The organism is Brevundimonas sp., from assembly GCF_036963785.1.
Classification (GTDB): domain Bacteria; phylum Pseudomonadota; class Alphaproteobacteria; order Caulobacterales; family Caulobacteraceae; genus Brevundimonas.
On sequence record NZ_JBALUS010000002.1, the window covers coordinates 533801 to 560090 of the forward strand.

Annotated in this window: 28 protein-coding genes; 3 read left to right on the top strand and 25 right to left on the bottom strand. The window is 66.6% G+C overall.

What is annotated here, in order from left to right; genetic code table 11:
• From V7672_RS06270 to V7672_RS06345, 16 genes are all read right to left on the bottom strand, one after another.
• Window positions 1–1746: hypothetical protein (locus tag V7672_RS06270; protein WP_335623728.1), on the bottom strand; the 1746-nt coding region annotated here is incomplete at its 3' end.
• Entirely contained in the window at window positions 1746–2306 is a 561-nt protein-coding gene (locus tag V7672_RS06275; RefSeq protein ID WP_286691396.1) for a phage tail protein I, read from the bottom strand. The genes V7672_RS06270 and V7672_RS06275, both read right to left, overlap by 1 nt.
• 2 nt (window positions 2307–2308) lie before the next feature.
• Window positions 2309–3250, bottom strand: coding sequence for a baseplate assembly protein (locus tag V7672_RS06280; protein WP_335623729.1), 942 nt, complete (start codon window positions 3248–3250; stop codon window positions 2309–2311).
• A gap of 144 nt (window positions 3251–3394) precedes the next feature.
• Complete coding sequence (locus V7672_RS06285) at window positions 3395–4102, bottom strand: phage virion morphogenesis protein (protein ID WP_335623730.1); 708 nt, start codon at window positions 4100–4102, stop codon at window positions 3395–3397.
• Window positions 4102–4602: a phage tail protein gene (locus V7672_RS06290; protein ID WP_335623731.1), complete on the bottom strand. Its 501-nt coding sequence runs from the start codon at window positions 4600–4602 to the stop codon at window positions 4102–4104. The genes V7672_RS06285 and V7672_RS06290 overlap by 1 nt, the downstream gene beginning before the upstream one ends.
• Window positions 4599–4799 carry a hypothetical protein gene (locus tag V7672_RS06295; protein ID WP_335623732.1) on the bottom strand — a complete coding sequence of 67 codons (201 nt, stop codon included), beginning with the start codon at window positions 4797–4799 and terminating at the stop codon, window positions 4599–4601. Before V7672_RS06295 ends, V7672_RS06290 begins: the two co-directional genes overlap by 4 nt.
• Window positions 4738–5229 (bottom strand): hypothetical protein, encoded by a 492-nt coding sequence (locus V7672_RS06300; protein WP_335623733.1) that lies wholly within the window; start codon window positions 5227–5229, stop codon window positions 4738–4740. The genes V7672_RS06295 and V7672_RS06300 overlap by 62 nt, the downstream gene beginning before the upstream one ends.
• Window positions 5226–5486, bottom strand: a complete 261-nt coding sequence (locus V7672_RS06305; protein WP_335623734.1) for a hypothetical protein — start codon at window positions 5484–5486, stop codon at window positions 5226–5228. The genes V7672_RS06300 and V7672_RS06305 overlap by 4 nt, the downstream gene beginning before the upstream one ends.
• A complete protein-coding gene (locus V7672_RS06310; protein ID WP_335623735.1) occupies window positions 5486–5947 on the bottom strand; it encodes an N-acetylmuramoyl-L-alanine amidase in 462 nt (153 codons plus the stop codon). Before V7672_RS06310 ends, V7672_RS06305 begins: the two co-directional genes overlap by 1 nt.
• A complete protein-coding gene (locus tag V7672_RS06315; protein ID WP_335623736.1) occupies window positions 5944–6270 on the bottom strand; it encodes a hypothetical protein in 327 nt (108 codons plus the stop codon). The genes V7672_RS06310 and V7672_RS06315 overlap by 4 nt, the downstream gene beginning before the upstream one ends.
• Complete coding sequence (locus V7672_RS06320) at window positions 6267–6497, bottom strand: hypothetical protein (protein ID WP_335623737.1); 231 nt, start codon at window positions 6495–6497, stop codon at window positions 6267–6269. Before V7672_RS06320 ends, V7672_RS06315 begins: the two co-directional genes overlap by 4 nt.
• Before the next feature lies 1 nt (window position 6498).
• Window positions 6499–6726 (bottom strand): tail protein X, encoded by a 228-nt coding sequence (locus V7672_RS06325; RefSeq protein WP_335623738.1) that lies wholly within the window; start codon window positions 6724–6726, stop codon window positions 6499–6501.
• Window positions 6726–7220 carry a head completion/stabilization protein gene (locus tag V7672_RS06330; RefSeq protein ID WP_335623739.1) on the bottom strand — a complete coding sequence of 165 codons (495 nt, stop codon included), beginning with the start codon at window positions 7218–7220 and terminating at the stop codon, window positions 6726–6728. Before V7672_RS06330 ends, V7672_RS06325 begins: the two co-directional genes overlap by 1 nt.
• Before the next feature lie 119 nt (window positions 7221–7339).
• Window positions 7340–8326: a phage terminase small subunit gene (gpM, locus tag V7672_RS06335; protein ID WP_335623740.1), complete on the bottom strand. Its 987-nt coding sequence runs from the start codon at window positions 8324–8326 to the stop codon at window positions 7340–7342.
• A gap of 53 nt (window positions 8327–8379) precedes the next feature.
• Window positions 8380–9441, bottom strand: a complete 1062-nt coding sequence (locus V7672_RS06340; protein WP_335623741.1) for a phage major capsid protein, P2 family — start codon at window positions 9439–9441, stop codon at window positions 8380–8382.
• 69 nt (window positions 9442–9510) lie between these two features.
• On the bottom strand, window positions 9511–10419 hold the full coding sequence (locus tag V7672_RS06345; protein ID WP_335623742.1) for a GPO family capsid scaffolding protein: 909 nt from the start codon (window positions 10417–10419) through the stop codon (window positions 9511–9513).
• 267 nt (window positions 10420–10686) lie between these two features.
• On the opposite strand from V7672_RS06345, the gene V7672_RS06350 reads away from it, so the two are divergent.
• The 3 genes from V7672_RS06350 to V7672_RS06360 all read left to right on the top strand — a co-directional run bounded on the left by V7672_RS06350 (window position 10687) and on the right by V7672_RS06360 (window position 15871).
• Window positions 10687–12522 (top strand): terminase large subunit domain-containing protein, encoded by a 1836-nt coding sequence (locus V7672_RS06350; RefSeq protein WP_335623743.1) that lies wholly within the window; start codon window positions 10687–10689, stop codon window positions 12520–12522.
• The gene (locus tag V7672_RS06355) at window positions 12515–13660 is read left to right on the top strand and encodes a phage portal protein (RefSeq protein ID WP_335623744.1); all 1146 of its coding nucleotides are present in this window, start codon (window positions 12515–12517) and stop codon (window positions 13658–13660) included. The genes V7672_RS06350 and V7672_RS06355 overlap by 8 nt, the downstream gene beginning before the upstream one ends.
• 1395 nt (window positions 13661–15055) lie before the next feature.
• Window positions 15056–15871, top strand: a complete 816-nt coding sequence (locus tag V7672_RS06360) for a DNA adenine methylase (RefSeq protein WP_335623745.1) — start codon at window positions 15056–15058, stop codon at window positions 15869–15871.
• A 255-nt stretch (window positions 15872–16126) separates the two neighbouring features.
• On the opposite strand, the gene V7672_RS06365 is transcribed toward V7672_RS06360, so the two are convergent.
• The 9 genes from V7672_RS06365 to V7672_RS06405 all read right to left on the bottom strand — a co-directional run bounded on the left by V7672_RS06365 (window position 16127) and on the right by V7672_RS06405 (window position 26004).
• Window positions 16127–16717 (bottom strand): cation transporter, encoded by a 591-nt coding sequence (locus V7672_RS06365; protein WP_335623746.1) that lies wholly within the window; start codon window positions 16715–16717, stop codon window positions 16127–16129.
• Window positions 16714–19935 (bottom strand): efflux RND transporter permease subunit, encoded by a 3222-nt coding sequence (locus tag V7672_RS06370; protein ID WP_335623747.1) that lies wholly within the window; start codon window positions 19933–19935, stop codon window positions 16714–16716. The genes V7672_RS06365 and V7672_RS06370 overlap by 4 nt, the downstream gene beginning before the upstream one ends.
• A gap of 12 nt (window positions 19936–19947) precedes the next feature.
• The gene (locus V7672_RS06375) at window positions 19948–21138 is read right to left on the bottom strand and encodes an efflux RND transporter periplasmic adaptor subunit (RefSeq protein ID WP_335623748.1); all 1191 of its coding nucleotides are present in this window, start codon (window positions 21136–21138) and stop codon (window positions 19948–19950) included.
• Window positions 21135–22388 carry a TolC family protein gene (locus tag V7672_RS06380; RefSeq protein ID WP_335623749.1) on the bottom strand — a complete coding sequence of 418 codons (1254 nt, stop codon included), beginning with the start codon at window positions 22386–22388 and terminating at the stop codon, window positions 21135–21137. The genes V7672_RS06375 and V7672_RS06380 overlap by 4 nt, the downstream gene beginning before the upstream one ends.
• A 1065-nt stretch (window positions 22389–23453) precedes the next feature.
• Window positions 23454–24092: a hypothetical protein gene (locus V7672_RS06385; protein WP_335623750.1), complete on the bottom strand. Its 639-nt coding sequence runs from the start codon at window positions 24090–24092 to the stop codon at window positions 23454–23456.
• The gene (locus tag V7672_RS06390) at window positions 24089–24523 is read right to left on the bottom strand and encodes a hypothetical protein (RefSeq protein ID WP_335623751.1); all 435 of its coding nucleotides are present in this window, start codon (window positions 24521–24523) and stop codon (window positions 24089–24091) included. Before V7672_RS06390 ends, V7672_RS06385 begins: the two co-directional genes overlap by 4 nt.
• 680 nt (window positions 24524–25203) lie before the next feature.
• Entirely contained in the window at window positions 25204–25404 is a 201-nt protein-coding gene (locus V7672_RS06395; RefSeq protein ID WP_335623752.1) for a hypothetical protein, read from the bottom strand.
• Window positions 25397–25762 carry a hypothetical protein gene (locus V7672_RS06400; RefSeq protein ID WP_335623753.1) on the bottom strand — a complete coding sequence of 122 codons (366 nt, stop codon included), beginning with the start codon at window positions 25760–25762 and terminating at the stop codon, window positions 25397–25399. The genes V7672_RS06395 and V7672_RS06400 overlap by 8 nt, the downstream gene beginning before the upstream one ends.
• A complete protein-coding gene (locus V7672_RS06405) occupies window positions 25759–26004 on the bottom strand; it encodes a YdaS family helix-turn-helix protein (RefSeq protein WP_335623754.1) in 246 nt (81 codons plus the stop codon). Before V7672_RS06405 ends, V7672_RS06400 begins: the two co-directional genes overlap by 4 nt.
• Between the last annotated feature and the right edge of the window lie 286 nt (window positions 26005–26290).

Below are 26290 nucleotides of genomic sequence, written 5' to 3' on the forward strand. Positions count from 1 at the left end.
CAGCGGCACCGTGCCCGAGGTGATGTCCGCGCCCGAGTGGACGTGACCGGTGTTAGACTTCCCCGCCAGCGCATCGACCAGGCCGGTGATGGCCGACATGGCCAGCGCCGGGATCCGGGCGGCATCGAAGACGCCGCTGTTCGTCTGGCTGGCAGGGATGTTGGGAAGCCGGGCCAGGGGCACCGTCCCCGAGGTGATGTCCGCGCCCGAGTGGACGTGACCGGTGTTAGACTTCCCCGCCAGCGCATCGACCAGGCCGGTGATGGCCGACATGGCCAGCGCCGGGATCCGGGCGGGATCGAAGACGCCGCTGTTCGTCTGGCTGGCGGGGATGTTGGGAAGCCGGGCCAGCGGCACCGTGCCCGAGGTGATATCCTCACCCGCATGGCTGTGGGCAGCGTTGGCCTTGGACGCCGGATCGAAGTTGCCGCTGTCCCAGAACTTGCGCCAGGCCGACCATGCCCCGCCGATCGACCCACGGTGAAAGACGTCCCCGCTCGAGGGCCGCGTATAGCGCTGCTCGACGGCATTGCCCTGTGCAAGGACCTCGATGATGCCGGCGCCGCCGACCGGATAGTTGGCGCCGTCCGTTGCGCCGGCGTCGAGCGGCTGGCGATAGAAGCCGGGCGTGACACACAGGTTGAGGTCGGAGCCCGAGGCCGCGAGGGCGCTGACGAACTGCAGCAGGACCGGTTTGCCCGTGACCTGGGCCCAGTCGTGGGAGTGGATCGCTGCGGCCTTGGAGTTCGGGTCGAAGTTGCCTTCGAACCAGAGTTGCTGAGTGCCGACGCGCGGTACGGTCTCGAAGGAAACCTGTCCCGTGGCGCGGATAATGGCGAACGGAATACCTAGATAGGTGCCGTCGTCAGCGAACCGCATAAACTCGAGCAGGGAGCCGTTGTTCGCCCCGCTCTCGGCCGAGCCATTCGCGCGGATGCGCCAGCGGGTATTGGCCCCGGTCCTGAAGTTGATCTCACGCCCCGTGCCGGCGTTGCCGATCAGATCGAGGCTGGGTCCGCTCGCCCGCGAGATAGCGAAGGCACCCGTGAAGGTCGCACCCGCTAAGCTGGCCTTCTCCGCAAGCGCTGTCGCCAACCCGGTGATCTTGGCCATGGCCAGATCGGGGATCCGCAGGACGTTGAAAATGCCCGTCGTCACATGGCCGGCGTCGTGGCTGTGCGCCGAGTCTGCCTTGCCGCCGAGCAGGGCCGTCAGCAGCACCTTGAGGCGTGAAGGTGGGACAGCGACGTCACCCCGAATGCCGGCATCCACCTCGGCTTGATCGGCGATCTCGATGACACCCAGGCGATCAACCGTCGCCGGCGGATTGATGAAGTCCGTATCACCGAACTCGATCATGGCCGTAGTCAGGCTGGCCAGCACCACATCCACAGCGAGCAGCATGATCGAGGCCGAGGACTTCTGGACGATCGGCGCCGCCTGGCCGTAGACAGCGAACAGCGTGCCGTCCGAAAGGATCAGCCCGAAGCCGCGCATGCTGTAGGACTGGATCGACTCATCCCGGATGGTCAGGTGCAGAGTGTCGTCTGCGACCACATCGCCGGCGAAGGTGCTCAACCGCTTCAGCTCGGTCGGCAGAGCCGTCATAGCCGCGAAGTTTGCGCCCTCCATATTGGCCGAGGTCAGGGCGACCTGACTGATCGTCAGCGCATTGGTACCGGTGTTCTGGGCATTGATCAGGGCGGCGCGCCCGACATTGGTGATGGTGATCGGCAATCCAGGCATCAGGCGGCCTCAAGCTGCAGGCGGTAGAAGTCGGCGGCGCGCGCGGCGGCGGCCAGGCCGAGACCGCCCTGGGCCGCGAGGCCCTGGGTGAAGGTGAAGTGGGCGCGAACGGGCTTGGTCCGGATCACCTCATCGATGACCTCCTCGACGAAGCGGGCCGTTGCGGGCTGCCCGCCCTCCCCGTTCAGGGTCAGGACCAGATCGAAGGTGTACGGCTCACCGGGCGGGTCCAGCTGCCACCATTCGCGCAAGGCGATCTGGCCGCCGAAGGCCGCAACGACCTGGCGCACCGAGGCAGCAGTGCCCTTCTTGCGCTGGATCTCGATGGCAGCCGCCACCACGTTGCGCTTGACGCTCTCGGACCAGGTTGGATTCCAGCTGTCGATCGACAGGGCATAGGCCAGCCACGGCAGGAGCTCGATCGGGCAGGTGTCAGGCCGCCACAGATCCCGTAGCGGGACCGGCACGTCCTCAAGGCGGCGCGTCAGGCGCTCGAGCGCCAGCTCGAGCGCAGTGGAGTTCTCAGGCGCCAGGCACTGGCTGTCTCGGACCAGGGGCATGGCTATTCCCCGAGACCGGCATGGGTGACGTCGATCGACGTGCAGTGGGCCGCCTGGGTGCGGGTCACGACGACATTGGCGGCGGGTGACACCAGGTCGACGTCCTGGACGCCTTCGGGCGACAGCGCGGCGATGATCCCGGAGCGCGTGACGTCGCGGCCGAGCCGGAAACATGCGGCCAGATAGGCATCCAGCCGGGCCAGGGCCTCCGCGATGACGACGGATGCATCCGGCCCTGCGAAGGTGGTCAGGGTAGCATCGACCTCGAAGGTGAGCACCTCGGCCGCGGCCACCGTCACCTGATCGGTCAAAGGGCGGACGTCCTCGGCCGAGACATAGGCCTCGACGGTGTCCAGAAGGGTCTGGTCGGGCACGCCATTGCCGAGGCGCGACAGAACGGTCACCAGAACCTCGCCCGGGGCCGGGCTGGTGGCGCTGGCGTCCAGGACATCGCCAGACGCGTCGAGCGCTTTGGACACATAGGCACCCTCGGGACCGGCCACGGAATAGGCCTCGGGCGCCAGCAGGGCGCGCCGGCGCAGGGCGTCATCATCTTCCATAACGGCAGGTGTCAGTCCGTCGACGGACTCCGGCACGATGACCAGCCGCTGCACACCCAGCAGCGCAACGAGGTGATCAAGGTCGGACCCGACGGCATAGGCAATGGTGACGGCGCGCGCCGCGTCGTTGACCCGTTGGCGCAGACCGAGCTCGCGATAGGCGAAAATCTGGATGATCTTGACCAGAGGCTCGGACGGCAGGGTCAGCACCTGGGCCATGGCGGCACCGGCCTCGGGGCTGTCCTCGGCCATGGCGTCGATCAGCAGCTGCTTGGCCTCGGCCACGATGGCGTCAAAGGACAGGGCCTCGACGACTTTCGGAAAGGGCAGCTTGGACAGGTTGACGGCGGTCGAGCCGCTGGCCTGGCCGGCGAGGACGGACACAGTCGGGAACCTCTACGTCACGAGCGGGGGCCCCGTTGTCACCGCCCGAGCGTCTCGCTGGCGACCGGGGGCTGTTGTGCCGTGCGGTGCTGACAAATGTAGGAGGCCCTATCGCTCGCGACGCGGTCGCTCGCCGCGCGGGAGCTAGCGCCCTGCTCTACGCCCCCAGCCGAGGGCGTCGCCGGCATGATCGATGAAGGCGTTGAGCAGCATCGCCTCGTCGGACGGTGCGAAGCCGATCAGCTCGCGCTGCGGATAGTCGATCTCGGGGCCGTCCGGGGCGACCTGATCGCGCTCGCCATAGTGGTGGACCCGGGCGAAGCGGGACGCGCGCGAGGTGAACTCGACCCAGGCGGACTCGCTGTCCGCGCCGGCCTTGAGCCAGCGGCTGGAGCGCAGGCCCCGGAACATGGGCTCGGACCTGCGGCGCACCTTGCCCCGCACCCCTCGGGCGCCAGAGGCCTCTATGGAGGTTTCGGCCTGCCCCTCGGGCGGGAGCCAGCGGATCACGCGGGACTTCTTGAAGGTGCGCAGGCCATCGGCCTCACGGTCAAAGCCGACCATCGTCTGGCCTTGCTGGCGCCAGCTGCGCATATCGACCAGACGCGGCGGGCCGGACCCGCCTGACGGGTAGAGGAATCGGACAGGCCGGGTCGCGGGCTTGGCGGTGCGTCGCGGCTTGCGCTTGGGCCAGCTGGATCCATCGGGCGCGCGCTGGGCCGCCATGCGGCGCTGCTGAACGCGACGAATGTCGCCGGACATCCGCCTGAGCAGCCGGGTGCGCGTCGGCGCCTCAAGCGCGGCGAGGCAGGCGGCGGCGATCTCGTGCAGCTGGGCCAGGTCCTCGGCCATCAGGTGACCTCGGGATGCTCTTCGCAGCGGGCGATCACAGAATCGTCCAGATAGACGATATGCAGCGGCGGACCGTCTTCCAGGGCGAGCGGCTCGGGCGGTTCGAGATAGACCAGGTCATGGCCGCCGCCCGGGCGCGGTTCGAACCGGTAGGCCTCAGTCAGCCTGAGGTCGATGTGAATGTCGTACTTGTCCTCGTCGAGCAGCTCGAACGTCAGATCCATGCCGCGGGCCGTGGCCTCCGGGCTGGAGATCAGGTCATGTTGCCAGCGCTGGATCCAGAGCAGGAGCGGAACCGAGACCTCGGCCGGGTCGCCAGCGAAGTCCAGCATGGCGATCTCGAGCGTGTAGCGGTACTCGAACGCCTGGCCCGGCCGGGCCGAGGCGAACAGGCCCAGCTTGGTCGCCGCCATCTGCAGGCGGTAGGGATCCGTCTTGAGGCCATGGCGAGGGTCGAGGGCCGCGGTCAGGGCGGCGCGAATGGCGTGCGGCTTCTTCACGGCTCGACCCCGAGCGCGCGCAGCCACTCATCCTCGTCGGCATGTTCGCCGGCGTGGACGTCGACGGCAGTCTGCCGGGCGATGTCGCAGTGGACGAGGGCGACGGCCTGATCGACCAGCAGCTGCTCGAGGGTGTCAGCGGACAGCTTGCTCGGCAGCTCGAGCAGGCGGCACGGCTGGATCGCGCTTTCCGGCATCTCGCGCCGGGGCGGCGTCACCGTGACCGGCACAGACGGACGGGCGAAGGTCGCACAACCGCTGCCAGGAATCGCGCAAAGCAGTACCATCGTCAGGAAGAGGGATCGTTTCATCGGCCTGGGCCTCACGTTGAAGGGCAAAGTCATGCGCGATCGCGTCGGCGGCCGCGCGATCGGTGGCGCCGCGTTCGATCAGGCGGGTGGTGTCGCGGGCTCCGGAGGCCTCGGCCGAGCGGGCCGCGCCGTCGGCGGTGGCGACCGCCGCCTTGCCTTCGGCCACCTCGGCCCGGTGCTCGGTCGAGTTGAACGGATCCCAGCGGAAGCCTAGACCGCCAAGGATCTGGACGCCGACCACGGCAAAGGCGATCACGGCGACCGCGATCAGGATCCAGTGGACCGGCGTGAACCCGGAGATGTCGCGCAGCTTCACGACGGGGCCAGCCCGATCAGGAGGCCGATCACCAGGCCGATCGCCAGAAGTATCCATGCGATGATGATGACGTGAGCGCCTTCGCCATAGGTGCCGATCGGCATCCAGCGATAGATCAGGGCGCCGACGATGACACTGATGATGAAGGCCCAGGCGAACCCGAACCAGACCGTTGCGGCACCACTGATCGCCACCAGGAGAAGGGCGCAGCAAATCAGCAAGGCCAGACCCAGCCAATCCCGCATGAAATCCGGCATCAGCGTGCTCCCTTGCGTTCGGTCCACCAGCTGGCGACGTCGAAGGTCGGGCAGGCCTTGACCCATTCGCCCGGCTCGACCTTGCCGTTGCCGTTGCGGTCAGGGGACAGGTCGCGGTGACCGCAGATGCGGGCTGCAGGATGGCGCGCCGCCAGTGTGTCGAGCAGCTGCTCGAGCGCGGCATACTGTTCGGCGGTGAAGTTGGTCTCGGCCGTCATGTCGGGCTTGACGCCGCCGACCAGGCAGATGCCCAGGCTGTTGGCGTTGTGGCCGGCCACGTGCGCACCCATGACGGTGTCGGCACGTCCCTTTTCGAGCGTGCCGTCGCGACGGATGACATAGTGATAGCCGATGTCGCGCCAGCCCCTGGCCTTGTGCATCGCGCGGATCTCGGTGACGCCGATGTCCCGGTTGGCGGGCGTGGCTGAGCAGTGAACGACCAGCAGGCTGATACGATTCATGATTCCGGTTCCTCTGGTTTGTCGAAGTCGACGTCGATCTCGACGCCACCGGCCTTGACGCCGACGCGGCCCGCGCGGCCGAAGGCCAGGGTGATCATGACCAGGGCGACGATTAAGGTGCTGGACAGGCCCATCCAGGTGGCACCCTGAATGCGGGCGAGCCAGACGGCCTCGCCGTCGGGGAAGCGCCCGTGCTGGAGCCACCACTGGACATGCGCGGCCAGCGCCGTGGCCACCACTCCGCCGCCGAGCATCAGGGCGAAGCGGATCATGGGCAGGGCCTTCAGCAGGCCGAACAGCTGACCAGGCTTGAGGCGGATCATGATGCGTCCCTCTCGAGGCGGTCGCGGATCCACGCCACGTCGCGCTGCACGGCGACCAGATCCCCATTGGCCAAGGGCTGGGTCCGGTCCTCGAGCGTCTTGAGGCGCTGCTCGCCCTGCGCACCGAAGAAAACCCAGCCGGCAACCGTGATCGAGGCGGCCCAGAGGAAGGCGACCTTCGACCAGTTGATCGGGGGATTGATCGGAAGGGTGTGATGGGTGGTCATGTCAGTCCCACAGGTTGATTGTGGGCGGGGTTGCCGGGGTGGTGGCGACCGCAGGGATGACGACGCGCTGGCCGGCCGTAAGGAAAGGCCCTTGGTCCGCGAGGTTGGGGTTGGCCGTCATGACCTGTTCGACTGCGGGCGATCCCTTGCCCAGGGTGCGATAGACCAGGGCGTCCACGGTCTCGCCGGCCTCGGCCTCGACGCGGATTGCGGAGGTGAGCCGGGCCATCAGAGCGCCTCGGCGATGACGCGGGTGCGGCCGAGGAAGTCCCGGACGGCCCAGGTGACGTTTCGCGTGTGGATGCAGATGTCGGCCGACAGCTCTTCGGCGCGATCGGCGCCGGCCGAGGTCAGGCGCGAGCCGATCTGACGCTCGGCCAGATCCGCGCCGACGACGGAATAGACGGCGCGATTGAAGCGCAGCACATAGTCGCTGGCGCCATCGACCTGCATGCGCGCCGGCACGTCCTGCAGACTGGCGTGACCCAGCTCGACCTGTTCCGCGCGCCAGTCGGCCAGCGCGGTCGCGATGTCCAGCATGGCCTGAGACACTGCATCCCGCAGGCGACCGGCAGTGACATTGGTGTCGATCCGGATGGCCTCGCGTACGGCGGTGATGTTCATATTGGGCCACCACCCGTCGAACACGACCGTATCCGCCTCCGGGGGCTCGACCGGGGGCGTGCCGTCAGTGTTTGGAGGATTGAAGACGATTCCGGACATGGCGTCCCAGAGGCGGAAAGATGAACCGGTCTACGGCGGTGGGGGACCGGCGCGACGATCGGCGGATTGGGACGCCGTCGTCTGCCGGTCCCGCCGCCGAGCGCCGGGGGGCGAAGGTGTCAGGTCCCTTCCCCGTCCTTTTCGGACGCGGACTGGGTCTCGGGTGAATTCTCGGGCAGCGCGCCGGCCTTCTTGAGGGCGCTTTGCAGCTGGCTGATCGGCTTCTTGACGCCGACCTTTTCATCCAGCTGCAGGGCGCGCTGATAGCAGCGCAGCGCCTGGCCCTGACGCGCCGTCAGGTCGTCGGCGTCGTCTTCCTTTGCGCCAGCGAGGATCGCCATGCCGAGCGCGCGGTGCAGCTTGGCCGTGATCTCGTCATGGATGTCGGCATCCACCAGATCGATCAGATCCTCGATGGCCGGCAAGACCGCGGCCGGGAAGGCACGTGCTGCGTCCTCGCCCGCCTCATAAGCGCGGATGGCGGCCTCGGAGACCTGCTCGACCACAAAGGCCGGGGTCTCGCGCTTGAAGCGGTCGGGCATGGCGAGATCGTTCAGCAACGCATGCTCGATCATGGGCATGGCACCCTCGAAGTCGCCGGTGTCGATGCGCCAGGCCATCAGGGTGGTGAAGACCTGGTCGAGCGGGCCCGCCGCGACCTTGCCCGCCTTGATCACGCCGTCGATCCAGCCGCCATAGGTGGGCAGAAGCTCGGCCTTGAGCTCGATCTTGCGCTCGATGGACTGGATATCCTTGAGGCGGCGCGAGTCCTCCTGCAGCTGCAGCATGATCTTCGCGGCCGCACTTTCCAGCTCGCGCTGGTTGGCGCCGTTGTCATTGTCGCCCATGGCCTGCAGATCGACGCCGCTGGCCGCCAGAACGCGACCGGCGCTGGCCGCGATCAGGAAGTGCTTGCGACGGGCCGCGGGGGACGGCTGGCGACGCCCCGCGCGGGGCAGCGGCTGGTCCATGTCGGCCAAGACAGCCGGGGAAGGCCTGGCCTTCTTGCGGCCACGCGCCTTTTCGGCGGCCTGATTGGCAGCCTCGGCCTCGGCCGCTATCCGGGCTTCGGCCTTTTCTCGGGCAAGGGTGGCGATGGACTTCACGGATCAGGCTCCTGGAGCGGTTGGGGACTCGGCAACGATGGCCGGCCGAGGGCTTAGCCCGCGGGCTCAGGCGTCAGGCCGAACTGGATGTTTTCGATCAGCAGGGCGTAGTCGTAATCCTCGACCACATAGGCCTCATTGACCGACTCATAGGTCTCGATCCGGTCGCGCTTGGCGTTGTCCACGATGGTCCGGCGACGGGTGTTTTCCTGCTCATAGATCGACAGGTTGTCGAAGCGGGTGATCAGGATGGAGTTGTCCGGCACGAAGGGCACCTTGACCGCGCCATGGCCGCCGAGCTCGCGCTTGGACAGGATGACGTCGAGGGCCAGCTTCTCGGTCGGCTTCTCCTCGCGATCGACGAAGGGGAAGTACTTGTCGTGGAGCAGGCCGCCGCCGACGATGGCGACCAGGCCGGTGTCACCCTGGGCCCAGGCGGGCAGGAAGGAGTGGACGGCGTCGAACACTAGGGCGTCGAGGTTGCGATAGTCGCCGACGCCGGCGGTCGGATCGATGATGATCAGATCCTCTTCCTTGGCACCCTCGGCGAAGACGTGGGTCGGCTTGTTGGCGCGGATCTGTTGCAGCCAGCCGACATTGACGTCCTGCAGCAGGGGGTTGGTGCCGCGATTGGTGACGGTCGCGGCCGAGGTGCCGTTGAAGCCGATCATGATGCGATCGCGGGCCTGTTGCTGGATGACCTGGTTGCGCATGCGCAGCTGGAAATCCTTGAACTTGGCCCAGAGGTCGATCTTCGAATATTTGACGTGGGTGTCCGAGTTCGTCTGCTTGCAGGTGTACAGATCGTTGTCGAGCGTGGTCGGGTCCTGGGTGGCGCGATCGGCCGCATCGGTGTCAGTGCGGCTCGCCAGGGTAGAGCCGATGCCCAGGCCCAGCTTCTCGGCCTGCTGTTCGGACACCGGGACGATGTTGATGCGGGTGAGGAACTCGGACGACTCCCGCTGGCGCTCGATCAGGGTCTGTTGGACCGAGGGCGTGACGGTGAAGCTCTGACCCGCGCGCACGACGTCAGGGTCAACGCCATTCAGGGTGGCCTGCTGAGCCAGGTATTGATTGAACTGCAGGCGGGCGGCGTTGCTGAGGGCGTTGCGCATGTCGGGTTTCCAGTCGGGCGATGATCAGGGGGGCGGTGCCGGAGGGCGGTAAGGGACGGACGGGTGGGTTCAGCAGTCGGCCAGCTGGCTGCCGGTCTCGCTGCCCGTGGCGGCGGGGCGCTGCGAATAGCCCGGCGACGGCGTGTTCTCGATCGTCGCCTTCATGCCGGCGAACTCGCTCTGCAGGCGGGTCATGTCGGCGCGGTGCTGGGTCGCCATCGCCTCGCGATCGGCCTTCATGGCCGCGGCCATGTCGCCGACCAGGGCGGTGAAGCCCTGGATCAGCGCAGCGTTGCCGTCAGCGCCCTGCGCAGGATTCTGCGGCTTCGGTTCCGGTTCGGGCTTCTTGCCGTCGATCAGGGCCGAGAACTTGGCCAGCACCTTGTCGAAGGCGGACTCGGCGTCGGCGGTCGGCGCGGCCTCGAACTCGATGGTGGTCTCGATCAGGGCCGAGAACAGGCTGGTGGCGTGCTGTTTGCGCGCATCGAGGGCGGCCTTCAGCTGTTTGGCGAACTCGCTGTCGGCCTTGGCCGTGAACTTCAGGGCCTCGGTGCCGAGGCTGGCCGGGTTGTCGGTGACGGCCAGGCCCATCAGGTAGCATTTGCCGGTGCTGGCGAAGTTGGGCTCGATCTCGATCGAGGTGTAGATCTTCTGGCGGGCCTTGTTGAACTTGATCAGCTGATCGGTCGGGTCGATCTGGGCATAGAGGGCGAGGCGCTTTTCCGTCTTGCCGGCCAGCTCGATCTCGACCTCTTCGGTCCGGACCGCAAGGACGTCGCCATAGGCGATGAAGGGGCCCTCGGCCGAATAGCCCTTGATGTGCTCCATGTTGACCCGTGCCCCGAAGGTCGCCGGGTTATAGCTGGCGGCCATCTCGAGCAGCCAGCTGCGCTCGATGGTGCGACCGTCCGAAGCGGTGGCCCCCTCGACGGCAACGCGGAACCATTTTGACTTCGGGGTGGCGGTCGTATCGGACATCGGGGCCTCGGGTGATGGGCGTTCGAAGCGCCGGATGCGGCGCGGACTAATCGAGGCGCAGATCACCGCGTCGGGGGTCGCAATCTCAAGCCAAGGCTGTTGTGCCGTGCGGTGCTGACAACAGGGGGGCGAAGGGCCGTCGCGCGCGCGCGGTTAGCGTCCGCCCCGATGAAAGAGCGGTCCACCAAAGCAGAAGGCGCAACAGCGAAGCGCGCTACCGCCCCGCTGCTTGAGCGCGGAACCGGCGGTCCCGACGACCTCGGGGCGATGCTGGCTGCGAACAGCGGGTTCGGGTTTCCGGTCGCGGCCATGCTGGACGCGCGACGCGCGGCCAAGTTCCTCTATTGGGCCTGCTGGCGGCTGTGTGACATCGCCGAGCTGCTGGGCCTGCCCGAGGGCACGATCGCCAGCTGGAAGGCCCGCGAAGCATGGGACAAGGCCTCGAGCCTCGAGCGCATGGAGGGGGTGACCGAGGCCCGCTACATCGCCGTCGCCATGAAGGACCGCAAGTCCGGCCTGGACTTCAAGGAGATGGACCTGCTGGGCCGCCAGGCCGAGCGGTTCGCCCGGGTCCGCAAATACGAAGCGGGCGGCAATGAAGCGGACCTGAACCCCAAGGTCGGCAACCGCAACGCCGGGCCGAAGAAGAAGCCGTCCCGGAACCGGATCACGCCGGACCAGGCCGAGATCCTGAAGGCGCGGTTCCTCGAGATCCTGTTCGACTATCAGGCGGGGTGGTGGTCGAAGCGGGAGCTGCGCAGCCGCAACATCCTGAAGAGCCGGCAGATCGGGGCGTCATACTATTTCGCGCTCGAAAAGCTGATCGTCGCGCTCGAGACCGGCAAGAACCAGATCTGGCTTTCGGCCTCGAAAAGCCAGGCCCATATCGCCCGCGGCTATGTCCGGGCGTTTGTCATGGAGACGATCGGGGTCGAGCTGAGCGGCGATCCGATCCTGATCGATCGGGGCGAGGATGATGACGGGCGACCGCTGGAGCAGCCGACCCTCTATTACCTGGGCACCAATGCCCGGACGGCGCAGGGCTATCACGGCGACTTCTACTTCGACGAATATTTCTGGGTCTTCGGCTTCCAGGTGCTGAAGAAGGTCGCCTCGGGCATGGCGATGCAGAAGCGGTACCGGAAGACATTCTTCTCGGCGCCGAGCTCGGTCACGCACGAGGCCTATCAGTTCTGGACCGGTCAGGAGTGGAACAAGAAGCGGGCGAAGGATCGCCGCATCGACTTCGACACCAGCTGGAAGGCGACCAAGGATGGGCTTTTGCTGCCCGACCGGATCTGGCGCCAGACCGTCACGATCGAGGACGCCGAGCGCGGCGGCAATGACCTGTTCGACCTGGAGGACCTGCGCGACGAGTATTCGGCGCCGGAATTCGCCAACCTGCTGATGTGCCAGTTCGTCGACGACACCCTGTCGGTGTTCCCGATGACGATCCTGACGCCGTGCATGGTCGACGAGCAGGAGGTGTGGCCCGACGTCGACCACGTGCGGATCACCCTGGGCTTCGGCAAGCCCTATGACGGTGAGGTCTGGCTGTCATATGATCCGAACGGGGATGGCGAGAACGCCGACGCCGCGGGCCTGATCGTGCTGGCCCCGCCCCGGACGCCGGGCGGCAAGTTCCGCGTGCTGGAGCGTCGGCAGTTCAAGGGCAGCGACTTCACCGAGCAGGCCGAGGTGATCCGCGAATACACCAAGCGCTACAACGTCACCAAGATCGACATCGACAAGACGGGCATCGGCAATGCGGTCTTCCAGCTGGTGCGGACCTTCTTCCCGCGCGCGACCGGCCATCAGTACGACGCCTTTGTGAAAACCCAGATGGTCTACAAGGCCCTGGACGTCGTCACCAAGCACCGCATCGAGATCCCGGCCGGCTTTACCGACCTGCTCGGCGCGCTGATGGCGATCCGGAGGACCATGACGGCATCGGGCCGGCACGTCACCTATGAAGCCAGCCGCACCAAGAACAGCGGCCACGCCGACCTGGCCTGGGCCCTGTTCCAATCCCTGATCAATGAACCCATCGAAGCCGCCATTGGAGGCGGCTCGAGCTCTCGCGTGGTGATCTCTGATGACTAGCCCCCTGCCCCGTGCCCGCCAGCTGGCGCGCGCCCGTGCCCGTAGCGGCGTCGACGCCATCCCGCGCGAAGAGCGCGGCGAACTGTCGATGGCCGCGCGCATGTCTCTGGACCCGTCACCCGGGCCAGCCCTCGGCCTCGAGGCTTCGACCGCCACGGCGACCGCCTTTGCCCTGGGGGATGCCGAGCCGGTGCTGAACCGGCGCGACCTGATCGAGTGCCTGGACTGCTGGGAGGTTTCGGGCGTCGGCGGTCGCTACTATCAGCCGCCGATCGACCAGGCGGTGCTGTCGCGCGCGATGAATGTGACGTCGCATCACGCCAGCGCGTTCCGGGTGAAGATCAACCAACTGGTCCGCGATTTCATTCCGCACCCGATGTTGAACCTCGAGACGTTCGAGGGCCTGGCGCTCGACTATCTGGTCATGGGGCAGTGCTATGTGGAGCAGGTCACCAATCTGGTGAACCGGCCGATGGCGCTGCGCCGTAGCCTGGCCAAATACACCCGCCGCGGCGTCGAGCCCGGGGCGTTCGTCTTCCTGTCGGCCTATATGAAGGAGCACTGGTTCCGGAAGGGCGCTGTGCTGCAGCTGATGCAGCCCAGCCTGGATCAGGAGATCTATGGCGTGCCCGACTATCTGAGCGCCCTGCAGTCGGCCTTCCTGAATGAGGCGGCGACGCTGTTCCGGCGCCGGTACTACATCAACGGGGCCCACGCCGGCTTCATCCTGTATGTCGGCGAAGGCGGCCTGAGCGATGCGGATGCGGCCGCCATCCAGGGCGCGGTCAAGAACACGAAGGGCGTCGGCAATTTCAAGTCGATGTTCGTCCACCTACCGAACGGCAAGAAGGACTCGATCCAGATCCTTCACCCGGGCGAGGCTGCGGCCAAGGATGAGTTTGTCGGCATCAAGAACGCCACGCGGGACGACGTGCTGGCCGCGCACCGCGTGCCGCCCCAGCTGTTGGGGGTGATCCCGCAGACGGCAGGGGGGTTCGGCGATGTCGAGAAGGCCGAGGCCGTGTTTCACCAGGCCGAGATCATCCCGCTGAAGATGCGGCTTGGGGCGATCAATGAGTGGCTGGGAATACGCGTGGTCGATTTCCGGGAACGGTCCGAGCCGAGGCGCGAGATCTAAGCGTCAGGATCGAGCAGGCCCATTCCGGCCAGCGCCTCTGCAGCCAAGATGCGGAGCGCTTCCGGACGGCTAATTCCCGGTCGCTCTTCCACGATGAAGCGGTCAACGGCAGCCATCAGGGCCGGCGGCACCTTGACCATCACTGCTGTCGATCCGATCGGCGGACGCCCCATATAACCGATATCCGTTATTGACAGTCGAATGCGTAATGGATATCGGATAAGGCAGGCTGGAGCAAGGCGGCAACCTCACTCCAGCCCTGACCTGAACCTTCGATCCATAGGAAATCGACATGGCACAAGCTGGACGAACCAATACCACACGACGCATGGTCTTGGGCAGCCTGTTGGGAGCGCCCGTCGCTATCACCGTCCCGACCCCAGCATCGACCCAGTGCGCAATGCCCCAGCTGCCCGAAGGGTTCATATGGGTGAGCGTGCGCGAGACGTCGTGGAACGCGCTGCTTGAAGCGGCGCATGGACTACAAGGGCTCTGATGGCGACAAAGCCGATCCCTACGGGCGCTAGGTTTGGGCGACTTACATTCGTCGAGCGCTGCGCCTCACTGAAAGGCGAGTCGCGCGGCCTGTTTCGGTGTGACTGCGGCCAGTCCAAAGAGATTAATCTCGCCAGCGTCAGATCCGGACGATCAAAGAGTTGCGGATGCGGACACCTTGACGGCTTCCGTTCCCGTCGACGAAATCTTGAGGGGCAGCGCTTTGGTCGCTTGGTGGCGATCTCGGCCTTCGATCCAGGTCAGTTTGCGCGAACGATGTGGCGATGCCGATGCGACTGCGGCAATCCGACGATCGTCCAAACACAGAACCTCCTATCCGGCCACACCACCAGTTGCGGATGTGCAAAGGTCGAACATACACCGGCGAACAAGACACACGGTCGGTCAATGGAACGAGGCAAGTACCTCACCTATCGAAGCTGGCAGTCCATGATCGCCCGCTGCGAAAATCCGAGGACGACGCGCTTCGAATGCTGGGGTGGCCGTGGCATCAAGGTATGTGACCGGTGGCGCCATAGTTTTCGCTCGTTCGTTGAAGACATGGGCGAGCGTCCGCGAGGCCTCACGCTGGACCGGGACAATAATGACGGCGACTACGAGCCCGGCAACTGTCGCTGGGCCACGCCGAAGGAGCAGGCGGCGAATAGGCGGCGGCGCGGTAAGAAGTGATTTGTCAGCACCGCACGGCACAAACGGCCGGGGCTATCCGGGATGAGGACTGGTGTGATGGACCGGCGCCGTCCCCGGTTCGATAGAGGCGGGGGCCGGGTGCGCTAACACCCGAGCCGCCGAGCGTGAACTCAGCACGTCCAGGGGTGCACCCCCTTCTCGCCCCGCCACCGGCCTGACCGGCGGGCGCTATCCGTGATTGAGTCGCTTGTGAACGCAACAACCCACCTGCCCGTGAACCCTGTTTCCCCGGTTGCCGCCTATATCGGCGGCAAGCGCAATCTGGCGCGGCGTCTGTGCGCGCTGATCGAGGCCACGCCCCATGAAGCCTATGCCGAAGCCTTTGTCGGCATGGGTGGTGTCTTCTTTCGTCGGCGTAGCCGACCGAAGTGCGAGATCATCAATGACCTGTCGGGTGAGGTCGCGAACCTGTTCCGCTGCATGCGGGCGCACCCGGGCGCGCTGTGTGACCTGATCAGCCTGCAGCTGCAGTGCCGTGCCGATTTTGACCACCAGCAGCGGGTGGACCCGACGCAGCTGACGGATCTGCAGCGGGCCGCGCGGTTTGTGTTCCTGCAGAAGGTGGCGTTCGGCGGCAAGGTGACCGGCCAGGACTTTGGCATGTGCCGTGATCGGGCCAGCCGATTCCAGGCGTCAAAGGTCGGGGCCGACCTGATGGCGGCGGGCCGTCGCCTCGAGACCGTGGTCATCGAGCAGCTGACCTGGTCGGACTTCGTGCGCCGCTATGACCGGCCGGGGATGCTCTTCTATCTGGACCCGCCGTATTTCGACTGTGAGGGCGACTATGGGCCCGGCATGTTCGACCAGGGCCAGTTCGAGCTGATGGCCGAGCAGCTGGCCGGGATCCGGGGCCGGTTCATCCTGTCGCTTAATGACAGGCCGGAGGTGCGCCGGATCTTCGGCCGGTTCAACATCGAGGGCGTGGGCACCCACTACAGCCTGCAGGGCAAGGGCGCGAAGCCAGCGGGTGAGGTGATCATCACGGGCGGGGGCTCTCGCCCCTGATCGGAATGTAGAACAAAACGGGGTCAACCCCGTTGATTTTTTCGCGCGCGCGGCGATGACCGGAGCGGGTCGGCAGTCAGGACGTGGTGATGGGCCAATCAGCCGACCATTCGCCGCGCGTGGTCGACCTGATCCGCGCCGGCCATACAGTCGTCTGGGATGGCGAAGTCTGCCAGAGGCGCGGCCCGGCCGATCTCGTGGCCCGCCCGAAAGTTGGGCGTCCCGTCGTTGAGGCGTCAGCGCCGGAGTCGCACCTCAGTCGGCCGCCACATCCTTCTTGGCGCTGCGTAGGATTTCGATGCCGCCTTTCACGGCGATCGCCGCGACCAGCATGCCGACGACCAGATCGGGCCAGGCCTGATCCAGCCACATGACCAGACCACCGGCGACGAGGATGCCGCCGTTCGAGGCGAAGTCGTTCAGGCTGAAGGTCTCGGCCGCTTCCATGTTGACGTCGCCGGACTGGTCCCGTCGCAGGAGCACAAGGCAGATCAAGTTCACGATCGCAGCGACGAGCGCCAGACCCATCATCGTCCAGCCGACCGGCTCTGTGCCGAACCACCAGCGCCGGCCGACGTCGATCAGCACGCCGGCGGCGAAGACCAGCAACAGGATACCGGACAGGCGTGCCGCGCCCTGTTTCCAGGACGCGGCGCGTCCGATCGCCACAAAGCTGATCAGGTAGACGATCGAATCCGAGGCGTTGTCGACGGCGTTGGCCAGCAGCGCGCTGGAGTCGGCCATGATGCCGCCGATACCGAGACCCAGGAACAGCAGGGCGTTGAGGATCAGGACGATCAGCAACGTGCGCCGCTGTTGATGGTCCGCCGAGGTCAGTTTGCTCAATCTTCCAGTCCTTCCGAAGCACGATGCCGAACCGCCTTGGCGGCGAAGGTCGGCAGCACGAGCAGGGTCAACGCCGTCGCCGTCAAAAGGCCCCCGATCACGACCGTCGCGAGCGGCTTCTGCACCTCGGCTCCGGCTCCGTGCGCCAGAGCCATCGGGATGAAGCCGACGATGGCAACCAAAGCGGTCGTCAGCACCGCGCGCAGTCGGCTGGCGGCCCCTTCGATCGCCGCCACCTTGGCAGGCAGGCCCTCGTTCAGGCGTTGGCGGATGGCCTGCATAAGCACCAGTCCGTTCAGGGTGGCGACCCCGGACACGGCGATGAAGCCGACCGCCGCCGAGACCGAGAAGGGCATGCCTCGCAGCAGAAGCGCCAAGGCGCCGCCAACGAGGGCGAGCGGCACGCAGACGAAGACCAGCCCTGCCTCGGCAAATGAGCCGAGCGCCATGAACAGCAGGACGCCGATCAGAATGAACACGATCGGGATGACGATGCTGAAACGCTGTTCCGCCCGTTTCAGGTTCTCGAACTGTCCACCCCAATCCAGATAGACGCCAGCGGGGAGTTCGATCTCCGCCACCCGGTTCTGGGCGTCGGCGACGAAGCCGCCAAGGTCGCGGCCCCGGACGTTGGCCTGGACCACCATGCGGCGGCTGCCGTTCTCGCGGCTGATCTGGTTGGGCCCCTCACCGGTCTGGATGCGGGCCACCGCCGACAGGGGCACGACTACGCCGGTATCCGAAACCACCGGCAGGGCCGCGAGCGCTGCCGGATCGTTTCGCGCGGCTTCGGGCAAGCGCACGACGACGTCGAACCGCCTGTCACCTTCGAAGATGATACCCGCCTCGGCGCCGCCGATGCCGGCCGAGACCGCTTCGCTGACGTCGGCCGCCGACAGACCATAGCTGGCGGCGGCGATGCGATCGACGCTGACGGTCAGGGTAGGCAGGCCGGACGCCTGCTCGACCCGCACGTCTGCCGCGCCGGTCGTCTCCCGAAGCGAGCTGGCGACCTGATCCGCGACCCGCTGGAGAGTGCCGAAGTCGTCGCCATAGACCATGACAGCGAGGTCAGTTCGCACCCCCGAAATGAGTTCGTTGAAACGCAGTTCGATCGGCTGGCTGAACTCGAAATTGTTGCCAATCTGCTGGCCCGCGATTTCCTCGATGCGTTCGATCAGCACCTCCTTCTCTAGCCCCGGATCAGGCCATTCGCTGCGATCCTTCAGGACGATGACGCTGTCGGAAATATTCGGCGGCATGGGATCGACCGCCGCCTCTGCCGTCCCGGTCCGGGAGAACATGGTCTCCACCTCAGGCTGCGCCGTGATGGCGCGCTCCAGCGCCATCTGCATAGTCAGGGATTGTTCGAGCGACGCCGAGGGCACGCGTAGGGCCTGCATGGCGATGTCGCCTTCGTCGAGCGTCGGGATGAACTCGCGCCCCAGGGACATGAAGGAAGTCCCGCCGATCGCGAGCATGGCCAGGGCAGAGATCAGTACGATCCTGGGGCGTGCGACCGCCGCCTTGATCGCTGGCTGAATGAATCGACGGGCGAAGCGTAGAATCCAGGTCTCGTGTTCGACCGCCTGTCCGTCCGGATCGACGTGGACCGTTTTAGGATCGCGCACGAGCAACGCCGTCATAGCGGGTACGAAGGTGAAGGAGAAGATGAAGGCACCGACCAGGGCCAGCATGACGGTCGCACCCATCGGCTGGAACGTCTTGCCCTCGACGCCCTCCAGCATCAGCAGAGGCGCGAACACCAGCAGGATGATCAACTGTCCAAACGCCGCCGGCTTGACCATCTGCCGTGCCGACTGGACCGCGACTTCGAGACGCTCATGCCGGGTCAGCATACGCCCGACCGCCGCCCGACGCTGAGTCAGCATCAGCAGGGTGTTCTCGATCACCACGACTGCCCCGTCGACCATCAGGCCGAAGTCGAGAGCGCCCAGGCTCATCAGGTTTCCGCTGATGCCGAACTGGTTCATGCCGATGACCGCGAACAGGAAGCTGAGCGGGATCATCAAGGCCGTGATCGTGGCGGCGCGGATGTTGCCGAGCAGCAGGAACAAGACCAGCACGACGAGCAAGGCGCCCTCGGTGAGGTTCCGGGCGACGGTCGCGATGGTCGAGTTGACCAGTTCGCTTCGGTTCAGGACGGTGTTGGCGACGATGCCGGGCGGGAGGCTGTCGTCCACCACCTCCAGCCGTTCGGCCGCCGCCTGGGCCACCGTGCGGCTGTTGCCGCCGGCGATCATCAGGGCGGTGCCAAGGACGGCTTCGTGGCCGTCGCGGCTGGCCCCGCCGAGGCGCGGCTCCTGTCCGATCTCCACCGTGGCGACGTCGGCGACCCGGACCACCAGACCTCCGCGATTGACCACCGGGGCCTGCGCCAGATCCTCGACCGTGCTCGCCAGAGCGTCGGTGCGGACGACCAGCGCTTCACCGGCTCGCTGGATGTAGCCCGCGCCGGCCTGCGTGTTGGCGCGCTCCAGCGCCTCGACCAGATCGCCGAGGCCGAGGCCATAGCCGGACAGGCGGGCAGGGTCGGGACGAACGGCGTATTCCTTGACGTAGCCGCCGACGGTGTCGACGCCCGCCAGACCTTCTGCGCTGCGCATCTGGGGCGCGATGATCCAGTCCTGAACCGTCCGGAGGTAGGTGGCGCGTTGTTCGGGCGTGGTCAGCCGCTCCCCTTCAGGGGTCAGATAAACACGTCCTGGCTGCCACCCCGGTTGCCCCGGCTGCGCCAGGTTCTGACTGTTGAAGGGGACGTAATCGACCGTCCACATCAGGACCTCGCCGAGGCCGGTCGTGATGGGCGACATCGCGGGCTCGACGGCTTCCGGCAGTCCTTCCCGCGCCGCCGCGAGCCGTTCGGCGACCTGCTGGCGCGCGAAATAGATGTCCGTCCGGTCGGTGAAGATGGCTGTGATCTGGCTGAAGCCGTTGCGCGACAGTGATCGCGTGCTGGTCAGGCCGGGAATGCCCGCCAGCCCCGTCTCCAGCGGATAGGTGACCTGTCGCTCGATCTGCTCCGGGGCCAGCGCCGGCGCAACCGTGGTGATCTGCACCTGCCGGTTGGTAATGTCGGGCACTGCGTCAATTGGCAGCTTGGTTAGTTCGAACAGTCCCAGCCCGGCGACGAGCACAACGGCGATGACGACGAACCAACGGAAGCGGACCGACGCCGCGATAATGGCATTGAACATGTGCGTCGTTCCCTAGTGACCGTGCTCGGCCTCGCCCTTGGCGAGCTCGGCTTTAAGAAGAAAGGCGTTGGTTCCGGCGACACGTTCATCGCCAGTCAAGCCACGCAGGATTTCGGTCCGATCTCCGGCCCGACGACCGACCAGCACCGGCACGACGCGGAAGCCCGTCGCGGTGCGCACGAAAACCACGGTCCCGCCCTCCACCGTTTGGACAGCCTCGAACGGCACGGTCAGCGTTCCCGACGCTTCGCCAGTGACGATTACGCCAGTGACCGCCGAGCCTGCCGGCGGAAGCAGCGATCCGGTGGGGCGGGCGCGAATTACGGTTGCGCCGCTCTCCACGCCTGCACCGGCCGCCACGCCGGCGACGACCGCGTCGAACTCACCCGCCGGGCCCTGCACGCGCATAGCGGAGCCTACGCGAACCTGACCGGCGAGCGCCGGGGGTGCGTTGAAGACGATCTCGACGCGCGCGGGGTTGGTGACCTCGGCAATCACCCCGCCCTGGGCCGCGAAGCCGCCTGGCCCGACCTGGACGCTGGTGACCACGCCGGAGATTGGGCTGGTAACATTGAGTCTTCCTGAGGCACTGGGCGATCCAGCCGCGGTGGCGCGGGCGCGGGCGGCGCGGGCCGCAGCCTGGGCGCTTAGCGCCTCGGCATGAGCGATCTCGGCATCCCGGCGGGCTACGACGCCCTGATCCGCGAGGCTTTCTTCGCGGCTGTGCGCCTGTTCAGCGGCAATGGCATTGGCCTCTGCCGCGTCGGCGTCGGCGCGAAGGCTTGCGGCGTCGCCGCTGACCAGCACGACGAGTGGCTGCCCCGCGCGAACGGATTGGCCCGGCGCAACAAGAACGCGCTCGACTCGTCCAGCGACGGACGCGGCGACGGCGGCCCTGGCATCGGTCATCGGCTCGACCCGGCCCGACAGGCGCGTTTCGCCGCCGCCGCCGCCGGTCACGGCGACGATGGCGATGTCGGCGGCTGCGATCTGGGCCGCCGTCAGAACAATCAAGCCCTCTTCGCCACTCTCTTCGTCCGCGGCGTGATCGCCTTCCTCCTCGGAATGTCCTGCTTCACTCGCAGCTGCCGGGGCCTCAGCAGGTGAGCGGATCACGGCAAAGAGGCCTGCACCGCCCAGAAGGACGATGGCGGCCACCCCGGCCATCAGCCAGGTCTTGTTGATCTCAGGTATGCGTTTCATAGCGATGTTCCAAACGGGAGGCGGCCTTGCAGGCGCGCGAGGTCAATTTCGGCTCGGGCCCTCGCGAGGCGAGCGTCGACGGCGGCGTTGCGGGCGGCAATGAGCGCCGCGCGGGATGAACTGAGTTCGAGCTGCGAGATTCGACCGGCTTCAAAGCCAATCCGTGAGAGGCGATATGCCTCCTCGGCGGCAGTCACCCCTGCGTCGGTGGCCCATACGCGGCTGCTGGCTGACCGAAGCCTGGCCTGGGCACTGGCAAGGTCAGCCTGGGTCGTCTGCCTCGCAGCCATCACGCGCGCGTCAGCAGCGCGAAACTCGGCCTGTGCGGCGTCGTAATTGCCCCGGTTCCGGTCGAAGAGGGGCAAGGGCATACTGATGCCGAAAGTCAGAGCGGTGGCGTCTTCAGCCTCGTAGCGGCGGACGCCGACCGAGACACGAACGTCCGGCCGTGCTCGCACCCGCTCCACCTCGATCCGGCTTTCAGCGGCGTCGCGCTCGGCCTCCGCCACCCTCACCTCCGGCGACGTCGAGGAGGTCGGGAAGGCGGCGGGGGGTTCGCGGTCAAGTAGGCTGTATTCGATTGAAGTCGCTGGGCTCGGCAACATTGCCACGGCGGTCAGTCTTGCGAACGCGGCGTCTCGTTCCGCCTGGGCTTCGTCAAGCGCCGCCCTTGCCGCCGCTGCCTCGCTCTCGGCCTGGATACCGCGAAACAAGGGCTCGCCCCCCTCTTCCACCAAGATCATCAACGCCCGCGCGTCGGCGATCGTGATAGCGAGGGCTTCCTGGGCAAGGACGAAGCGTCGATCAGCGGCTTCGGCCTCTGCATAGGCCAACGCAAGCCTGCCAGCGGCATCGAGAGTAGCGAGATCTAGCCGCAGAGCCGACGTCCTACCTTCAGCCTGGGCCACGCCGACCCTGGCGCCTCTCGTTCCCCAGAGTTCCAAGTCCTGACTGACGGACAGGGTGGTTTCGGCGTTCCCGTAGCCTGAAAACGGGCCGGTTCCGAAGGCGTTTTCAGCTTCCAGACTGAGTTCGGGGTTCGGCCGAACGCCAGCTTGACGGATACGGGCTTCGGCCGCATCCACCAGCGCCGCAGCCTCCAGCGCTCCCGGTGTGAGCCCGATGCGCTCAAGCAACTTTTCATATGATGGGACAGGATCAGCCCAGGCGGGGCCGAACGCGCCGGCCGCCATTGCGGCCACAGCGCAGCCGATCGCGAGACGCGACCAGCCAGATTTCAGGGGTGACATGTTTCATTTCCCACAGATTCAAGACGATTCACTCGCGCCGAAGGCGCAGGGCGTCGTCAGGCTCTGGGAGGACGTTTCAGACCGCTGGGTGCGCGCGAGGCCAAAGGCTCGGCCGTCGGCCGTAGAAGGTTCGGCGCGACGGCCATCGTCATCGTGGCTGGTTGAAGCGAGGAAGGCATCGCGTTGCCGCTGTGGTGACAGTGGCCGTGCGAACATTCGGTGTCGCGGTCGGGACCAGACGGCAGATCACCACCGTCGTCGGCGACTGCAGCAGCCGCATGAGCAGGCTCCAATTCCATGGCGCAAGCCGCCGCATCGACTGTCGGAATCAAGACGAACACGGCTAGGAACAGCGCGAAAAGCGCCGACGCCAATCCGAATCTGCAACTGCTGCTCGACATTGGGGCTGTCATAGCACTGAGCTCACTTAAAGCTCAACCGAACTTGGACTCGCGGCCGACAGCACTGGCTATGACGACGCAGTGTGTCCCAACACGGCGCCTCCGCCCTAGCGTGGGCAGCGCCGATGGTCGTGCTTGGAGATGGAGCTTCTGAAGTGCCGCCAGGAGCCCATTCCTGACCTGACCTGCGCGCTCGTCCCCCCACCTCGCCCGCGGGCTTCGCGTGTCGAATTCCTTGCAGGCTTGACAGGGGCCGGGAGGCCCGTCCGGCGCGGCTGGCATTGGCGGGTGTCGGGGTCCATGCGCATTGCGTTTCCTTGCAGCCTGGAGCCTCTCAGGGGCACTGTCGGGGAAGGAAAGCGCCTCGGTCGGCCGGGAGGCAGAAACCCGACCCCCTCCCCTTTCGCCGAGCCTGCGACCGAGGAAGCAGATGGCGAGGGAGGCTGTTCAGTCGGGACATGACGGGTGGATCGGAGGGCGCGTGTACGCGCCCCCGGTGTCGGTTGGGGTGTTTGTGCCGCCGGTGGCGGGGTCGAGCTTGGGAAACCCGGGTCTCGCGACCAGCGAGACACCTTTCAATCCTGCAATTGTGCCGTCTCGCGACCAGCGAGACGCCCTTATATAGATCTGAGGTCCGGATTCTGACCCCTCAGATCATTCACGTTCATTCCAATCGGAAGCGATCACGGCGGGCCATTTTCTCATCGGTGGCGCTGCGAACCCGGGCCAGCTGGTCGGCGAGGTCAGGGTTCGCCGCGAGAAAGCGCTCTTCGCGGGCCGTGTCGACGTCGGCCGAGGGCGGCACGCGCAGCTTGGCCACTAGGGCGGCGGCGGCCTTCGGCAGGGCCGTCCAGTAGGCATTGGTGGTCTGCTCCACCTGAGGGCCGCGCAGGCCGTCCCTGCCCGTCTCGACGTAGCGCCTAACCCAGCCGAGGAAGCCGTGCTCTTGCAGCTGTGCCTTCCAGACGTGGATCATGCGCACAGGGACGTTGCGCTGCCTGGCCAGCCAGGCGGCCGAGGGCTCGACGCGGCCACCGAACTTGGCTGCCATGTTCAGAAGCAGACGGTAGAGGCCGATCGCGCCGTGGCTGATGGTGCCCTTGGCGCCCCAGCGCTGACCGGGTTTGCGAAGGCCCTCCTGATAGAGCTCGAGCGCCAGCAGGCGCCGGCGCGCCTCGGCTTTCGACAGGGGCTTCCAATCTTCGCGCGTGGCAGGGCGGCTACGCCGGCGGACAGGCTGGCAGGTCCGGCGATGGAGTGGCTCACGCCGCCGATGGCTGTGATCGATCGGGACGGCCGTCATGCTGCCACCCCGTGATCGAGGGCCGTGCGCACGCCCTGGAGGCGGGCCTCGACGCGGAGCAGGACCGGCTCGATCTCGCGCTTCTCATACTCGGTGATGACGCCGTCGGCCTGGGCCAGGCGCACCAGCCGCTGGGCTGCGGCCATATCCTCGGCCGCTTCGCAGGCCTCGCTGAGCGCGCATGCCGCATCAGAGGGCTGGGCCAGCTGGCGGGCCAGAGTGGCGCTGTAGAGTCGCCAGTTCTGATGCGCCTCGAGGAAGGCGATCGCGCCGATCGGCATGGTCCGCCCCTTGGCGGGATCCCGGCAGTCATAGAGGTGGGTGCGCCCCATCTTGAAGGGGCTGGCCTCGAGCAGTTCGAGGCACCGGTCGGGCCCTCCGCAGGCGTCCTGCAGGGCGCGCGCGTGGAAGGCGTGCTGTCGCACGTTCATAGGATTCGTCCCTCACGAATCCGCCTGACAACCGGTCAGCTTGGCGCACAGGCTCACGGTCACGCGGCAAGCGGTGCCGCGCGTTGAGCAAAAGGCGTCCCGATGACCGTCCGTAAGGCGGCCATGGTTGGCTGTGATGAAGGCAAGCCGAGTGCGTCGGCCCGCTTTGGCGGGAGACAGGGCGGGTGCGTTCCTGGCCGCGAAAGTCCGCCCCCGGCGGGGACAGGCGATCAGGGAGCCGCGCAGCCGCGACCGCCCTTGAGCGGCCGAGACGCTCGGCTTGCCGATGTGGGTGGGCACGTCATCAGGGCGGGGGCTGGATGCCCGGCTGATCAGTCGACCGGGCCTGACAGCGCTTCATCCGCAGAGCGCATCTGTCGCTCACGGTCCTGGCCCAGGCGGGCAAGCAGACATCGCCTCAGGGCCGTGACGCGTCCCTTCGACGCCTCGCGCCTTGACGAGGGCCAAGAGCTCGGGACGAACCGGGAACGAATTTCGGACGGAGAGTCAGTGCGGACCGAGGGCGCCGAGAGGAGACGCCCTCCCCTCACCGCTGCGTTCCTGCGAATGGGACGACGCCCCGCCGGCGCGCGAGGGGAGGCAACGCGCCGACGGGACGCTCAACCGCTCCGGTCAGGCGGGCGGCGAGGCTGGGGTGAAGCTGGGTACGGGCCATCATCTCAGGCGGCCTCACAGAAGGGCTGCCCCGCCGGCGCGCGCATGCGTATGGACGCGCCGGCGGGGGCCTCTACCTTGGGCTCATCGAAAAACACCAAGGAGAGCCATAAATGTCGGACATCAGAGAGCAGGACTTTGAGGCCCTGCAGAATCAGTGCGCGGCGCTCGAATCGCTCGTCATTGATCTGCTGGCGATCATGCATGAGCTTGCCCCCGATCAGCTTGAGGAGCGGCTCGCTGAGCGCGGACAGAAGGTTGGCCTTTCCCGGCCGCGACCTCTCGGGCCCGCCGCAGGACGTCGGCGCCGAAACATTGCCGCAGCAGGTGTTCCCTCTCTTCGGGACCGAAACCCCAGCTGATCAGGTTCGCGTCAATGCGCGAGATCTCGACATCCAGGTCCTCGGGGCTCGCCTCTATGAAGTCCGCCCACCTGCTCGCCCGGTCCGAACGCTCGGCCCAGATCCACGCACCGACCGTCACGACGGCCTGACCGGACACGAGGCCGAGGCCGCCGAGCAACACCAGCCACAGCGGCACCGGGGAGTGCAGAAGCGCACTCATGCGCGGGCCTCCGGGGTCGAGGACGCTGGCAGGACGCGGACATCGTGGAGGTCGGGGCGCAGGGTTGCGACCGGCAGCTCGCCGGCGCTGAGCCGGTCAAGGGCGATGGCCTGTTCGGCGGGAATGCGCTCCTTGCCCGTTTCCCAGTCGCTCACGTGCCCCCGCGAGCTGATGCCCAGCCGTCGAGCAAGTTCAGCTTGGGACCAGCCTCGCGCTCGTCTGAACTGCGGAATCAACTTCATGGTCGCAGTGTTCGGATTATCCGACGTGCGAGTCAACCCCTGTCGTTCGGATAATCAGGGCCGACTTAGCCAAGGCCAGCGACCATGATCCGACCTATGAACACGAAGGTCGTAAAGCGCGCTTCAGTGCCACCATCCCAGCTCGGGCATCGATGGTACTTGGCTGAATGGGCCGCTCATCTGGGCAAGATCCAGGCAGACGCCCAGCGCGATCTAGGCTGGCCTAGAGCCAAAGCGAGTGACCTTTGGAACAATAAGCAGCGCTATACGCAGGAGAGCGTCGACG